A 15,427-nucleotide genomic window follows, 5' to 3' on the forward strand; every position below is an offset into this window, starting at 1 on the left:
ACCACGGTTTTTGGTCCATTAACAAATGCTGATCTGAATAACGAAGTAACATGGATTTGCTGAAACTCTATCCAAAAGACAAAGCATTCGTTCCAGGTCACGGTTGCCCTGCTGCCAGGCATCTTCAAGTTACAAAACATTCATCTTCTCCATCAGATCGGCCTTATAACGCTCACTGACCGGGATCAGATGTTCGTTGATCTGCAGGGAGTTTTCTTCCAGATTGGCAATCTTCGAGATCTGGACAATATAACTGCGGTGCACCCGGGTAAAAAGGTGTTCGGGAATCTTCTGTTCAATGGCTTTGAGCGTGCTGTGTACCGGCAATTTTTTTCCGGGAGTGACGATAACCACATAATCGCCCATTGCCTGTAAATAAAGGACATCATCCCAGTCAACCCGTGTAAGTTGATTGTTTACACGGGCAAAAAAGTAGTTTTTTGATTCCGGCGACCTGTGTTGTTTTGGCTCGGAGTCCTGCCATTCTTCCGCCCGTGCGACTGCCTGCAACAATCTCGGCAGGGTGATCGGTTTGACCAGATAATCGACCACCTGGAGCTGAAACCCCTGCACCGCATAGTCTGTTTTCGCCGTAATGAGAATGATCATGGGCGGATTGGTCAGGCTTTCGATCAGTTCCAGGCCGGACATGCCCGGCATCTCCACATCCAGGAGGAGCAGGTCAACGGATTCTTTTTGCAGGTGATTAAAAGCGTCGATGGCTACGGCATATTCGCCACAGATCTCCAGTTCCTTGATTTGTTTGACCATATTGCGCAACACGGTGCGCGCCATGGTATTGTCGTCCACGATCAGGCACTTCACAAATACCGGTATTAAAGTTTGGTACGCTAAATTACGAAAACAAGGACTTTGTCCTGCTGGTTCATGCCGGGCTCGTTTTTTGTCGCGATACAGGATTAAGGGTAGACTGAGATTGACGAGCAATAAAAAAGGGTGACCGGAGGGACACCCTTTTGAAATATGATAACGGACCAATAGATTCTACATGGCTTTTTCCATCCGTTTGGTCATTTCCCGGCCGCTTTCATCGATGGTTAAGTGCATTTTTTGATTGCCTTTTTTCAATTCGATGCGGTAGAATGGCCGGGTCATGTCGTTCTTGTTGATGGTGATTCGTTCGAAGTCGGAATTTACGTTCCATCCGGGGTATAGATTACCGACTGCTTTTGCCACCGCTTCAGGTAAAGGCTTGTTCTTATAATACTCCCGGGCGGAAACCAGATTGCCTTCATTGTCGTAAAGGGCGCTGGCGTTAAAATGATCGCCTTTCAGGTAGATTTGATAGGTCTGCTGATTGCCCTCATCTTCATCGCCGTTGAGTACAAAACTGCCGGCGACAATTTCACCAGGAACGGATTGAAAATGGCTCGCGATCATTTTCGGAAAATCTTTTTCGATTGCTTTTAATACTTCCTGTGGGACATCTCCTTTTTTGATTTCAGCTGTAAATAGTTGGGTATTGTTTTGAGCCAGCAGGCTCGTCATCATGGTCAGTGATAGTACTAGGAACAGAGCTGATTTTTTCATTGGATTAATAATTTGTGGATCATAAAATTTGGTCCCTGTTAATAAATGATGATTCGCAAAAATGTCCTGTAATTTGTCAGAATGAATGATTGCGAAATCTGTTTAAAGGACAACGGGAGTGGAAGCTGTCACTGATTTTAATACAATATTAACGGTGCATGAGCAGGTATTTTGGTTTAGAGAAATGGAAATATTTAATCTAATTAATAATACATTGGATGAAGACATGTCATTGATTAATCGGACCACTGCATGGGCCGGTAATAAAAAAGGACGCCTTTATTAAAAGCGTCCTTCTTCGTGATTAGTGAAGAACTGAAAAGACTACATGGTATTTATTGACTGCTTGCCTACTTCCTTGCCGTATTCATCGAAGGTAACACGGTTTTTTTCATGGCCTTTCTTTAACTGAATGCGGTAATAGGGATGCATATCGTCATTCTGATTGATTGTGATTTTCTCATAATCGGAGCTCAGTGACCAGCCCGGATACATCTGGCCGATGGCTCTGGATACCGCTTCCGGCAGTGGTTTGTTTTTCCAGAATTCTTTGGCGGATATCAGGTGCCCTTGCCCGTCATACAATGCATTTGCCTCAAATCCATTTGCTTCCAGAAAGATCTGATAGGTCTGATCATTGTACGGCATGTCATTATTATTCAGCACAAAAGTGCCGTTGATAAATTCTCCGGGAACCGACTGGAATCGCTTGGCTATCATGGTGGGAAAGTCTTTTTCCAGCGCTTTCAGGATGTCCCTGGGTAATTCACCTTTTTTGATTTCCGCAGTAAACAGTTCACTATTTTCCTGTGCCATTAGGCCGGAAAAAGCGACCATAGAAAATGCCAGAATAAATGCTAACTTTTTCATTTTAAAGAATTTAAAGGTTTCATTTTAGAAGCCGGTTTAAAAATAATTCGATCGATTACAGGAATCGATTTCTATTGAAAGGACATGCTGAATATTCATCGTCACGGATTTTAATATAACCTTAACCGGGAAAAAGGGGAAAAAGGGGAAAGGAAAAGTGGAAAAGGGGTGAAGGGGAAAGGGTGATGGGTATGGAGTGGTAAGCCTAAAAATGCAAAGCGCGCCTTCGGGCGAAGGCACGCATTTGCATAACAAAAGTTAGAACCAACAATTCAAAAATGACTGCAACTATATTTTTAGAGGCCGAGTCCGAAATAATAAGTTTCTGGACTGTTCGGATAACGTCCTTCGATGAGGACTCCTCCTTTTTTGTGATCCAGTATTTTGGTCAGGTCATCGACGCTGGTGACTGATTTACCGTCAACTTTGGTTACGATGAACCCTTCCTGGATATCGGTTTGATTGGCTAGTTTGCCATCGGTAATACCGGTTACTTTGAGGCCTCCATCCAGGTCGAGCTGCTTTGCTTCCTGCTTGCTCAGCGGCTCAAAGGATGCTCCCAGTTTGGCCATGACTTCAGATGGCGCTTCTTTTTTAATGATATCGGTATTGCCCTCACGGTTTTTCAGGGTGACTGCGATATTCTTTTCTTCCCCTTTCCGTCTGACCGTCAGATCTACTTTTTCACCCGGACGGTGACGACCGATCATCTCCAGTAATTTGGGAGAGGTAGGTGTTTGAACTCCGTCGGCAGCAATGATCACGTCGCCCACTTTGATGCCGGCTTCTTCAGCTGAAGAGTTGGCGGTCAGGCTGTCCACATAGACGCCGATGGTCGAGTTCAATCCTTTATCCTTGGCCAGATTACCGTCGATGTTGCGGATCATGGCACCAATAAATCCTCTCTGGACAACACCAAATTCTTTCAGGTCAGAGACCACCTTGCGCACGATATTGCTGGGTATGGCAAACCCATAGCCGGCATATGCTCCGGTAGGAGAGGCAATGGCGGAGTTGATTCCGACCAGTTGACCCTGCAGGTTAACCAATGCGCCGCCCGAGTTACCCGGGTTAATGGCTGCGTCGGTTTGAATGAAGGATTCGATCGGCGTCTTGTCCTGCATGATGTTGATGTTCCGTGCCTTGGCACTTACGATCCCCGCTGTAACGGTGGATTCCAGGTTGAACGGGTTACCTACGGCGACGACCCATTCACCGACCTTGATCTGATCGGAATTGAAGAAATCAATAGCCGGCAGGTCATTTGCCTTGATCTTGATTAAGGCTACATCCGTAGATGGATCGGTGCCGATCACTTCGGCATCGTAAATTTCATGGTCATTCAAGGTGACCGATAGCTCATCCGCATCTGCTACCACGTGATTATTGGTTACGATATAACCATCCGGACTGATGATCACGCCGGATCCGCTTCCCTGCTGGATCCGTTCGTCACCCTGACCGTTTGAACGATCATCCTGATCGTCTCCCTGGGGATAGCCAAAAAATTGGCGGAACGGATCGGGAAGGCCGCGAAGATCAAATCCATTGGCCATTTCACGATCCTTGACATGCATAGTGGCCTGAATGTGAACTACGCTGGGCAGGGCTTTTTCCGCAGCGAAGGAGAAATCGAAGGTGGGCGTACTGGAATTTGCATCCGACCCTGCAACCGGCATACTGGCTACCTGTGCAAAGGAATTGGATGGTATGGTTTTTATCTGTACTTCCTTGCCAAACCCGAGCAATTTTGCCCCTCCGAGGGTGACAGCACCGCCGAGTATGGCTGCAAATACATAGATTGCGAAGCGTTTCATAACTCTTTTATTTTCGTTTGAAAAAGACATTTTTGGAATGGAATTGTAAGTGAAAGAACACGAAGCATCCCCGATGTCACCTTAAGACTTGTGACTTTAAAGAAATTTTAACGGTAAACAATATGATCAAATCGTCTTCACCACTTTTCAGCATAATCGAAAGAGGCTGCTTATCTTTTGTGGATGAACAGCTATAATTTGGGGCATACATGGAGAAAAAGGCAGTAATTATCGGAGGATCGTCTGGCATAGGTAAGGCCACAGCTCAGCGTTTTGCCCGGGAAGGCTGGCAGGTCCTTATCGGAGCTCCGGCTTCATCGCTGTCTCCCGACCTCATAAAATCCATTCCCGGGGACGGACACCTGGTCGTACCATTGGATGTGACCAATGCCGGACAGCTGGAACAGTTTGAACAGGAGGTAGCTAGCCATTTCGGATCGTTTCAGGTATTGGTCAACAGCGCGGGTATCTCCTCTGACGTTCCGGTGATCGGGAGCCGGTTTGAGGATTGGGACCGGGCCTTGCAGGTCATGCTTTATGGGGCCGTGCAATGTGTACGCCGGTTGGTGCCGCTGATGGAAGATGGCGGACGCATCATCCACATCACCTCCATCCATTACCAGCGGGTAGCCCGGGGCAGTTCCGCATATGGGATGGCCAAAGCGGCGATCACCCAGCTAACTCGCTCGCTGGCTTTGGAGCTGGCACCGCGAGGGATATTGGCTAATGCCATCGCACCTGGATTCGTCGACACACCCATGTCCGTCAAAGCCGATAACCGCAATGAACTGGACAGTGAGTGGTTCTCCGATAATTACCTTCGATACGACCATCTTCCGCTAAAACGGGCTGCACATCCCGAAGAGATTGCCGGCGTCGCCTGGTTTCTGGCGGGCCCGGATGCATCCTACATAACCGGATCGGTGATCACCGTCGACGGTGGGCTGACCATCACTTTTTAGACAATTTACCCGCGCTGGTCCTGGCGAATCGACCGGGTATTTCCTACATTGTAAGAATGAGAAAGGGTACACTTTTTTATTCATTGATATCCCTAATGATCTTGCCGGGATGGTGGCTGGGAAGTCTGGGATGCGTAAGATCGGAGACCGCTCAAATGCCGGGAGAGATCTATGTTTCGCCGGAAGGTGATGACAGGCATGCCGGTACAGAATCGCGACCGGTGGCATCGCCCCGGCGGGCCCTGGAACTGGCCAGTTCGTTACCATCAGGAACTGCTGCAACCCTGTGGCTGGGTGATGGACGTTACCAGTTGAAAGGGAGTTTAGAACTCTTCGCTCAGCAGAATGCAGAATCGCAAGGCAGTATAACCTTGGCAGCGATGCCCGGCGCGCATCCAGTGATCAGTGGGGCAGTGGCCGTGACCGGGTGGCAGGAAGAGCCGGATGGCCTCTGGTCAGCTCCGGTTCCGGCAGAAATTCATTCCGGATTCCGGGCATTGTATATCAATGATCATCGTGCCGTACGGGCCAGGTGGCCGGATGCGAGCTACCTGAGAATGGAGGCAGCAGGGGAGGATAACCGGACAAATTTTTATTTTTCAGCCGGTGACATTCCTCGCTTTAAAGATACCGATCAACTTGAATTGGTTTTCCTCGACGACTGGTCCATCAGCAGGATTCCGGTGGCGTCCATAGACTGGGAGCGCCGGCACCTGGTAGCCCGGGATACCATCGGAACCCGTTCCCTGGATTTTTTTACCCTGACCGGCTGGGAGCCGCATCCACGCTATTACCTCGAGAACGCAATCGAATTTCTGGATCAACCCGGAGAATGGTATTGTGACCAGGTACAAAAGCGCATTTATTATCGACCGTTGCCCGGGGAGCAGCTGGCAGAAATGGTGGGTTGGGTGCCGCAGCTGACCACCCTGGTGCGTATTCGCGGCGGACGCGACATATATTTTCAGGGCATAACCTTCGAGCATTCCGCATGGGAATTACCGGAAAGAGGATACCCGGGCATCCAAGCCTGCATGTATGACGACCGGACCTCCACTGCCAGGCATTGGGCCAGTGTGCCGGCAGCCATCGAGTTGGATTTGGCCAGTGACGTTTCTTTTAGACAGTGTACCATCCGGCATACCGGTGGTTCGGGCTTGTGGATACGGCAGAATTGCCACCATATTACCGTGGACAGCTGCTACATCCATGCTATTGCCGGTAACGGCATCGACATCGGCGAAGGACAGGATCGCCAGGTTGATGGGCAGCCCTGGTGGCAGTCAGCGGCTCATGAGGTGAGTACTGATAACCAGATTACCCATTGTCGGATCGAAGATTGTGGCACGGAGTTTTTTGGTGCAGTCGGAATCTGGGGAGGCTTGGTAGCACGGACTACCATTGCCCATAATGAAGTGAGCAACCTGCCTTATACGGGGATCTCCATCGGGTGGATGTGGGATACCATCACCACCCCTTGCCGTGAGAATTCCATTACAGATAATCACATCCACCATGTCATGCGCATCCTCAGTGACGGGGGAGGGGTTTACAGCCTGGGCAGGCAGCCAGGCAGCCGCATAACCGGTAATATCATTCATGAAGTTTCGATCAATGCCGGACGCGCTGAGAGTAACGGCATGTTTCTCGATGAAGGTACCAAGGAGCTGGAAGTCGTCGATAATGTGATATACCACATCGCCATGGCACCTCTGCGTTTTCACCGGGCCGCATCCGCCCGCGTAGCAGATAACCTCCTGTCCTGCAATGTCGACATCCCCCCAATCCGGTACAATCGTACCCCGGAAGATAATATTAGTAAAATTAATAATGTGATTATCAGCGATACCAGCAAGGCGGATCAACTCGAGCGGGATGAACGGATCAGGCAGCTGCGTACACGTTGGGATCGTCGATAAGATCACCCCGGTAGTCCATGGAATCAGTCTGATGAATGGATTTTGGATAATAGGGATGGACCTGCTCGAATGAAATGTGTAGATTTAACACATAATTCTGGTTATGAAAGTTTGTTTTTCTATTTCACGCCTGGCGCTTGCCGGGTTTGCCTTCTGGATTTTATCGTGCAACACCCCACAAGAAGCGCCTCCCACCTCTCAGGAAGAAATTATATCCAAGCAACTGACCGCCGACAGTGCCAAGGCCATCGCTAGCCGGATCCAGTCTTCACTGGCGCTGGAAATAGCTGACGGACTGCAGTTTACGCTGTGGGCCTCCGACTCGTTGGCTCCGGATCCCATTGCCATGACAATGGACGATCAGGGTACGCTCTACCTTACGCGCACCAACCGTCAGAAGCATTCGGAATTTGATATCCGCGGACATCAGGACTGGATGACGGCATCCATCCGCATGCAGTCGGTGGAGGACCGCCGTGCTTTCCTCCATGAGACATTTGCCCCGGAAAAGAGTGAGCAAAATGCCTGGCTGGAAGACCTGAACCATGACAGCATCCACGACTGGCGCGACCTGGCTGTAGAGCGCGATGAAGTGTGGCGTCTGGAAGACCGCGACCAGGATGGACTGGCTGATGTGTCCACACGTGTAGTCAATGACTTTCATGAAGAAGTGACCGACGTGATGAATGCCGTGCTGTACTATGATAAGGATTTATTCGTCGGCATCGGACCTGACCTGTGGAAGCTGGAGGACACCGACGGTGATGGTATACCGGATAAAAAGACGTCACTGAGCCACGGATTTAATGTCCACATTGGCTTTGGAGGGCATGGCATGTCTGGCCTGATCGTCGGACCCGACGGTAAGATCTACTGGGGTATCGGCGATCCGGGAGCCAACATCACCGCACCGGATGGAAAGCACTACATGTATCCGAATCAGGGTGTCATTGTACGTTGCAATCCCGACGGCAGCGACTTCGAAGTGGTCGCCCACGGATTGCGGAACACCCACGAATTTGTTTTCGATGCCTACGGCAACCTGATAAGCTCCGATAACGATGGGGATCACCGGGGTGAGAGCGAGCGATTGGTTCACCTCATCGACGGCTCCGATTCAGGATGGCGGATCAACTGGCAGTTTGGCAAGTACACCGATCCCAAGAATAACGGCTATAAGGTATGGATGGATGAGAAGATGTTTACGCCCCATTGGGATGGACAAGCGGCTTATTTCCTGCCTCCCATTCAGAATTACCACAACGGACCTACCGGTATGTTGTTCAACCCCGGTACCGCCCTTGGCAAGGCCTGGCAGAACAAGTTTTTCCTGGTCGAGTTTACCGGAACACCAGCCCGCTCACCGATCTGGTCATTCAGTCTGAAGCCGAAGGGAGCATCGTTTGAGCTGGCCGAAGAGCAAGCTATCGTGAGAGGAATTTTGCCTACCGACATTCAATTTGGTCCTGACGGTGCGATGTATGTTGCCGACTGGATCAACGGCTGGGATACCAAGAACTACGGCCGGGTCTGGAAGCTGGATGTGACGCCGGAAACGGACGATCTGAAAGCTGAGCGTGCGGAGACGGCGCAACTGATGCGTCTCGACTATGCGGCACAGGAAGATGCCCGGCTCCTGGAATTGCTGGGCAACGGTGATATGCGGATACGCATGAAAGCTCAGTTTGCCCTGGCTGCCAAAGGCAATGGAAGCGCAGCTATCTTTAAGCAGGCCACCGATCAAACTACCAATCAACTGGAACGTGTTCACGGCATCTGGGGCATTGGGCAGCTGGCTCGTAAGGATGCCACACAGGCTCAGGCTTTATTGCCGTTGCTGCAGGATGCAGACGCAGAAATAGCCACCCAGGCTATCGACGTCCTGGGTGATATCCGCTATAAGGAGGCCGCAGCTCAGATCATTCCCTTTTTAACCCATGAAAGTCCCCGGGTACGTATGAAAGCAGCTCAGGCTCTAGGGCGGATGCAGGTCGCAGATGCTACGGAACCGATCCTGGCCATGCTGGAAGCCAATAACGATCAGGACCTGTGGTTGCGTCATGCCGGGATGATCGCACTGGCAAGGATCGGTGATGCCGATAAACTGGCTGGACTCACCGGCAACCCAAGTGTTGCTGTCCGTACTGCTGCCGTGGTTGCCTTACGTCAGATGCAAAGCCCGAAAGTAGCTGGTTTCCTGGCCGACAAGGATGAATTTGTCGTTGCGGAAGCAGCACGTGCCATTAACGACGATTGGTCCATTCCGGATGCCATGCCGGCACTGGCAGCCATCCTGAATACCACAAAATTTCATTCGGAGGCATTGCTTCGCAGAAGTATGAATGCCTGTCTGCGGGTAGGTCAAAAGGAGCAGGTCGATGAGCTGATCCATTTTGCAACCAGAAATGATGTTACTGCGGCCATGCGGGCTGAAGCACTGCATATCCTGGCCAGCTGGTCCGAGCCGTCGGTCCTGGACCGGGTGGATGGACGTTACCGGGGTGAGATGAAGCATGACGCGGCTCCTGCCGTGGCAGCGGTACAACCTCACCTGGAGGATCTGTTTAAATCCAAAGATCCTGAAGTCCTGATTGCTGCATCGCAGGTGGTTTCCGGATTAAGCTTGTCTTCCTTTGAGGATAAACTGAAAGACCTGCAGGGTGGAAGTAAAAATGCAGAAGTACGTTCAGCCATGCTGACAGCGCTGGCTGCACTCAAGGTGCCCGACATGGAGGCCCTGGTCCAGAAGGGAATGGCGGATAAAGATGCGGGTGTGCGCAGTACGGCGGTTGGCTTGCTGAGTCAGCTGGATATTGCCAAAGAAAAATTACCGGGTATCGTAGACCCCATCTTCTCGCTGGGCAGCACACGTGAACAGCAGGCGGTGCTCCGGGCCCTGGCGGACATGCCGGCGGACAAGACCACACCGGTACTCAGCACCCTGATGAACAAACTGAAAAATGACAAGCTGTCCAAAGAGGTCCAGCTGGACCTCTTCGAGGCGGTAGAAAAGAATGGTAACCAGGCATTAACCGCTCAGGTTGAAGCTATGCATGCCAACCAGGAAGACCCGCTGGCCGCCTATGCGGAGGCCCTCTACGGAGGAGACCGCCGTGCAGGATGGTGGCTATTCAATACGAACCCGACCGCTCAGTGTGTACGTTGTCATGCCATCAATGGACAAGGTGGTGAAGTAGGTCCTGACCTGACGGCCATCGGCGCCAAGCTGACGCGGGAGCAGATCCTGCAGGCGCTGGTAGATCCCAGTGCGCGCATCGCTCCGGGCTATGGCGTGGTTTCCCTGACTCTGTCCGATGGACAGACGGTTACGGGTATCCTGATGGAGGAGACCCCTAAAGAGCTCACGCTGAAGACCAGCGCTGCCGAGCCCCTCGAGGTAGAGGTCAGCCGCATCACCAAGCGCGACAACATGCCTTCCAGCATGCCTAACCAGGGACTATTGCTGAATAAGCGGGAGATCCGGAACCTGGTGGAATTCCTGGTCAACCAGAAGGGCGACGCGATGTAAGGGACCGGCTAGTACACAAAGGGCCGCAGAGGAGACACAGAGGTTCACAGAGAGGAAATAAAATGCTGAATGTTGAGTGTTGAAGGTTGAATGGGGCAGGAACTTCGGTGGATTAAAAAGGGAACCACAGAGGTACACAGAGTCCTGCACCGAGGTTCACAGAGGGGAAATAAAAAATGTTGAATGTTGAGTGTTGAAGGTTGAATGGGGCAGGAACTTCGGTGGATTAAAAAAGGAACCACAGAGGTACGCGGAGCACTGACGCTCGTACCTCGGTCAGCACTTCATTTGGCACAGAGGTTCACAGAGGGGAAATAAAAAATGTTGAATGTTGAGTGTTGAAGGTTGAATGGGGTGGAACTTCGGTGGATTAAAAAGGGAACCACAGAGGTACACGGAGTCTTGCACAGAGGTTCACAGAGGTGAAATAGAATGTTGAGTGTTTAGTGTTGAAGGTTGAATGGGGCAGGAACTTCGTTGGATTAAAAAAGGAACCACAGCGATAAGCGGAGCACTGACGCTCGTACCTCGGTCAGCACTTCATTTGGCACAGAGGTTCACAGAGGAGAAATAAATGCTGAATGTTGAGTGTTGAAGGTTGAATGGGGTGGAACCGCAATTTCGAGGGAAGGAAACCTCAGAGGTATGCAAAGTACTGACGCTGTGGTCAGCACACAAAGTAGAGAGAGCGTTTGTTATTATATCTTCTCATTCAAAATTCAACACTCAACATTTAACCTTCCTCCGTGTCCCTCTGTGCCGAATCTTGTGTCCCTCCGTGGTTCCCTTCTCCCTTCTCCTTTCTCCTTTCTCCTACTTGATTACATCAAAAACCCGGGAGTATTTAATAATAAAGCTGCGGTTATCGATTTCGCCGAAGTCGCCCTTGTTGTAGTTCAGCACTACAAATAGTCCGGTGTTGGCTTGCTGCAGCCAGCCAAAGCGGATGTTCGCGGACCAGAGGTCGATGACACTGTTGTACTGAACCAGACTCTGGATATAGGTCCTGGGTGTAAAGGAGTATGCGAAGCGGCCGATAAAAATGTTGGTGTTGAAATCACCATAGGGCAGCTTAATATCGTTTCTGCTCAGACCGACTGAGGAATTGAATTTATCGCCGGCAAGTATGCTTAGCGTGACCGTATTGTTGTAACGTTTGCCACCGAAAAACCCGCCTGAGACCGAGCGGATGTTCACGCTGAGTGGTTTGCTTGGATTGGTAAAGAATACCAGTTGAGCTTCTTTGTGCTTGTAGGTGCCGGCGGGAACAATGACGCCTTCTGCAATCTCAAAATCCTGGACCACGCCTTCTGTAGTTATGTTAAAACCCGTATGCGCTTCCATGCCGTTGACAAACTCCCAGTGATTGTCCATATGCAGGAAGCTGGTCTCCAGGAAGTTGTCAAAATTCCAGTAGCTGCGATAGGATATGTGCGGGCGCAATTCGAGCAGTCCAAATTTGTTGTTCATGCGGATGCGTTGCAGGACCAGAAATTCCGGTTTGCGGAATGCCTGGCGCAGCAGGAAGCCTACTTCGGGATTAAATCCTGCACCCACTTCGGTATAGGCCAGATTGACTTCCAGGCCATTCCATTCATAGCGGGATTGGAATTTCAGGGCGTGGTCCCCGTCATCGATGCCGGGAGTAGAGCTCTTGCTGTAGAAACCGGACAATTGCGCTTTTTTACCCAGTCCCAGGCGACCATCCATGGCGTAAACGCGGTTGAAATCGCCGCTCTCATCGCCGATACCCTGGCGGCCAATGTAGGCGGCGCCGATGGCGGACCGGCCGACTTCGTGGTTGACCCGGGCAACGGTGAAATTATTGCGCTGTATGTTATTCTCTGGGACGGGATCGGTAAACATGGTGAGCAGGCCGATATTGGTCTTATTGACTTTGCCGGACAGACGTGCACCACCGGTGATGGGTACCTGGTTGCCATCGCCGTCAATACCGATGCGCCGGCTGAAGAAGAGGTCCACTTCACCCGGGCTGCCCACACTGAACTGGCCGGCATTCTCCAGGAAGAAAGGCCTTTTCTCCGGAAAAAAGAGGTTGAAGCGGTCCAGATTGACCTGCTGGTCGTCCACTTCCACCTGGGCAAAGTCGGTATTATAGGTCAGGTCCAGGGTGAGGCTGGGCGTGATGCTGTATTTTACGTCAGCGCCTACCTCGGGATCGAGTTTTACTTTATCGTCGGCATCCACTTTGTTCTGGTGCATATTGACCAGGGCGTAGGGTATGATCTTCAGGTTGCCCGGGCTTTTGAGGTCGAGGCCTTCCAGCGTGCCTTCCAGGGAAAGCCGTTTCAGGTCAAACTGGATGGGCAGCGGAGCCCAGTAAGCAACCTCATTGGTCTTGCGGATGTTGCGCTGAAAGTTGATACCCCAGGTTACATCATCACCGGACTTAAATCGCAGGGTGCGGAAAGGAATGGCAAATTCAGCGGTCCAACCATAGTCGGTCACCTGTGCTTTCACATCCCAGGAGGCATCCCAGTTGAGGTTAAATCCACCTACGGTACCTCCCTGCTGCCGGTTGGTGTTCTGGTTGCCCTGGCCTTCCTTATCGACCTGGGCATCGTACTCGACACCGAGGGAGTTGGTGCCAAATACGAATCCGTTCTGACCATCGTGATAAGTGTCCAGGATGAACAGAAATGCGTCGGTACCATCGAGCGGTGCATCACGCCGGGCATCCGAGACAACGAGGTGCTGCGGCTGGGCATCGAAACAGATGACACTGAGGTAGAAGACCTCGTCGGTATATCCGATACGGATGTCGGTGTTTTCCGTAGCGGGATGGCCGGCATAGGGCCGCGCTTGCCTCAGATTACCAAAGGACGGAATGTTCATCCAGGCAGAGTCCTCCATGATCCTGCCGTCGATGACCGGCGCTTTATCCAGGAAATAGGCCTGCGTTGCCGGACGGTCGGAGTAGTTCTCTCCGCTATCCTGATCACTTTGAGCCAATACGGGTACCTGAAAAAGGATTGCCATCAAATACATCACGCCAAATCCGAAGCCTCTACGATTCATAGTAAAACTGAGTTTTAACACACTTAATCCGTAGGATAAAAATACCATTTCAATTGGTTTCACCACGTTTATCTCCTACCCCATTCGGTGTATTTTTCAGACAATTGTTAAGGAACCAATGACCTTACCATTATTATGGTATTGGGAGTGAATCACGACCATGGCATCCTGCACCCTGGCCATCACACGTTCTCCTCATCACAGGATCCTATCCGGGGGTGATCCGTTGAGGCAATAATCTGATCGGTTAAAAAAGGAGGTTAGTCGATAAATGAAAGCAGTGGAAATACACTTTCACAAGCTCGAATAAGGATTTTGGCTGAAGTTGATATTTATGGGCCAGTCATCATTTAACATCTGTTAAGTATTAGATAATCAAATGATTACATATTAAATAATTGGCATGTAGGTTAAGGTTTGGAAAGTATAATACCATTCCCCGGAAACCTGCGTTTAACATCAATTAACCAACCTATTAAGTTTTTTTTAGGAAGGTGGTGCAACCTTAGACCCTTTAACACCGTCTATCCTATATACTAAACAATCTGACTATGTTGTCCTCGTTAAATGAAATAGAAACACCAATGATGGAACATCCCAGAAGCCATGCTGCCATTAAAGCTTTGATCAATAGTTACGATCTGATCCGACTTCCGCGGCAGAAGGAAGACTTTCTGCCATACATGCTGGTACGCGAGGAATATGACCTGCATCTGACGCTGATCCGTCCGATCATGACCGGGCTGGGTCAACTCGATTTCTTTGAAATGGGAGGCCGTCTGGCCGAGGAAGATGTTTATGGTTACATGGCTATCCGCAGAACCGGCAAGTCGCATTGCATCTATCTGATCCTCTCCCGCCCGAACGGATTCGGCAAACATTTGCTGGAAGCATTCCAGAGCGCCGTCAACCATATGTTTTACCTTGATGCTGCCCAGGTTCAGTAATTCACTGTTCCAATTCCAGACCCACGTACCAATACGCCTGCAACTTCTCAGAAAAACTCCAACGCTTGAAAAAACGATCACCCGCAACCACCGGCAACGGATGCCGGAAGAGGGGACCGTCGTACACGTAGGTGTAAAATTCACCATTGCGTCCGCAGGGATCCACGCCCTGGGGTAACATCTGAATAAAATCTTCATTGTATTCGAGGCCTACCAGGTCTCCATCCAGCCAGGAGGCATTCACAGTGCAGACCAGCGCTTTAAATCCTGCCACCAAGGCACGATTTGCCAGCCGTGCAGATTCCAGTCCGGCAAGCGGATTCAGGAATTGCATGCCACCCTGAGCATGCATCAGGCTGCCGGGCGTGCCATTGCGTACCAACCATTCGATGCCTACGGATTGACGGTATGGATTGATGACCTCCTTCCATCTTTCCAGCTTCTCGGACGTATCCGCCCCATCGGAGTGGAAGATTGCCTGGAAAGGAATGCCCATGCTCATGGCTTGCCGTTCGATCAGGTGAGCTGCCAGTCCGTGGGTGGCCATCTGATTCGCCGGTTGGGCGATAGGTGTAAGCAAAGTCACCGGATGCATGTTGTGCTGGCGCTTGGCATCATAAAGTGCCAATGCCGACAGGATATCTCCATTCCATTCGACCAGTGCCTGCTTTCGTTTCATGTTTATTACAACGATGGGACGGCCAGGTAAGTTTTTATCTCGCCTTCAGGGATGCTTATGGCCCATAATTTTTGGATTTCTCCCTTATCTTGCTTTCCAACAGAAGAATAGGCC

10 protein-coding genes are annotated in these 15,427 nt (G+C 50.7%); 4 read left to right on the plus strand and 6 right to left on the minus strand.

Translation table 11 applies throughout. The annotated features are described in order from the left end of the window. Window positions 1-129 precede the first annotated feature (129 nt). From H6570_18115 to H6570_18130, 4 genes are all read right to left on the minus strand, one after another. Entirely contained in the window at window positions 130-825 is a 696-nt protein-coding gene (locus tag H6570_18115) for a response regulator transcription factor (protein ID MCB9321205.1), read from the minus strand. Between the two features lie 180 nt (window positions 826-1,005). After that, the gene (locus H6570_18120) at window positions 1,006-1,551 is read right to left on the minus strand and encodes a hypothetical protein (GenBank protein ID MCB9321206.1); all 546 of its coding nucleotides are present in this window, start codon (window positions 1,549-1,551) and stop codon (window positions 1,006-1,008) included. Window positions 1,552-1,875: 324 nt separating this feature from the next. Beyond that, entirely contained in the window at window positions 1,876-2,421 is a 546-nt protein-coding gene (locus H6570_18125) for a hypothetical protein (GenBank protein ID MCB9321207.1), read from the minus strand. 296 nt (window positions 2,422-2,717) lie between these two features. Further along, a complete protein-coding gene (locus tag H6570_18130; GenBank protein ID MCB9321208.1) occupies window positions 2,718-4,238 on the minus strand; it encodes a Do family serine endopeptidase in 1,521 nt (506 codons plus the stop codon). Between the two features lie 209 nt (window positions 4,239-4,447). Between H6570_18130 and H6570_18135 the strand changes: the two genes are divergently transcribed. The 3 genes from H6570_18135 (at window position 4,448) to H6570_18145 (ending at window position 10,648) form a co-directional block, all read left to right on the plus strand. Next, window positions 4,448-5,200 carry an SDR family oxidoreductase gene (locus H6570_18135; protein ID MCB9321209.1) on the plus strand — a complete coding sequence of 251 codons (753 nt, stop codon included), beginning with the start codon at window positions 4,448-4,450 and terminating at the stop codon, window positions 5,198-5,200. Between the two features lie 95 nt (window positions 5,201-5,295). Continuing rightward, a complete protein-coding gene (locus tag H6570_18140) occupies window positions 5,296-7,119 on the plus strand; it encodes a right-handed parallel beta-helix repeat-containing protein (protein MCB9321210.1) in 1,824 nt (607 codons plus the stop codon). 103 nt (window positions 7,120-7,222) lie between these two features. Continuing rightward, window positions 7,223-10,648 carry a HEAT repeat domain-containing protein gene (locus H6570_18145; protein MCB9321211.1) on the plus strand — a complete coding sequence of 1,142 codons (3,426 nt, stop codon included), beginning with the start codon at window positions 7,223-7,225 and terminating at the stop codon, window positions 10,646-10,648. 813 nt (window positions 10,649-11,461) lie between these two features. Here the strand turns inward: H6570_18145 and H6570_18150 are convergent. Then, entirely contained in the window at window positions 11,462-13,504 is a 2,043-nt protein-coding gene (locus H6570_18150) for a carbohydrate binding family 9 domain-containing protein (GenBank protein ID MCB9321212.1), read from the minus strand. Window positions 13,505-14,238: 734 nt separating this feature from the next. On the opposite strand from H6570_18150, the gene H6570_18155 reads away from it, so the two are divergent. Continuing rightward, a complete protein-coding gene (locus tag H6570_18155; protein MCB9321213.1) occupies window positions 14,239-14,634 on the plus strand; it encodes a hypothetical protein in 396 nt (131 codons plus the stop codon). Between the two features lies 1 nt (window position 14,635). Here H6570_18155 and H6570_18160 read toward each other — a convergent pair whose 3' ends face one another. Beyond that, window positions 14,636-15,313: a hypothetical protein gene (locus H6570_18160; GenBank protein MCB9321214.1), complete on the minus strand. Its 678-nt coding sequence runs from the start codon at window positions 15,311-15,313 to the stop codon at window positions 14,636-14,638. Between the last annotated feature and the right edge of the window lie 114 nt (window positions 15,314-15,427).

The sequence above is a fragment of the Lewinellaceae bacterium genome (genome assembly GCA_020636135.1).
GTDB lineage: Bacteria > Bacteroidota > Bacteroidia > Chitinophagales > Saprospiraceae > JAGQXC01.

What these genes read in the sequence shown, in the direction of transcription:
- H6570_18120 (MCB9321206.1), bottom strand. Translation starts at nt 1,551, where the DNA reads ATGAAAAAATCAGCTCTGTTCCTAGTACTATCACTGACCATGATGACG.
- H6570_18125 (MCB9321207.1), bottom strand. Translation starts at nt 2,421, where the DNA reads ATGAAAAAGTTAGCATTTATTCTGGCATTTTCTATGGTCGCTTTTTCC.
- H6570_18130 (MCB9321208.1), bottom strand. Translation starts at nt 4,238, where the DNA reads ATGAAACGCTTCGCAATCTATGTATTTGCAGCCATACTCGGCGGTGCT.
- H6570_18135 (MCB9321209.1), top strand. Translation starts at nt 4,448, where the DNA reads ATGGAGAAAAAGGCAGTAATTATCGGAGGATCGTCTGGCATAGGTAAG.
- H6570_18140 (MCB9321210.1), top strand. Translation starts at nt 5,296, where the DNA reads ATGATCTTGCCGGGATGGTGGCTGGGAAGTCTGGGATGCGTAAGATCG.
- H6570_18145 (MCB9321211.1), top strand. Translation starts at nt 7,223, where the DNA reads ATGAAAGTTTGTTTTTCTATTTCACGCCTGGCGCTTGCCGGGTTTGCC.
- H6570_18150 (MCB9321212.1), bottom strand. Translation starts at nt 13,504, where the DNA reads ATGAACATTCCGTCCTTTGGTAATCTGAGGCAAGCGCGGCCCTATGCC.
- H6570_18155 (MCB9321213.1), top strand. Translation starts at nt 14,239, where the DNA reads ATGTTGTCCTCGTTAAATGAAATAGAAACACCAATGATGGAACATCCC.
- H6570_18160 (MCB9321214.1), bottom strand. Translation starts at nt 15,313, where the DNA reads ATGAAACGAAAGCAGGCACTGGTCGAATGGAATGGAGATATCCTGTCG.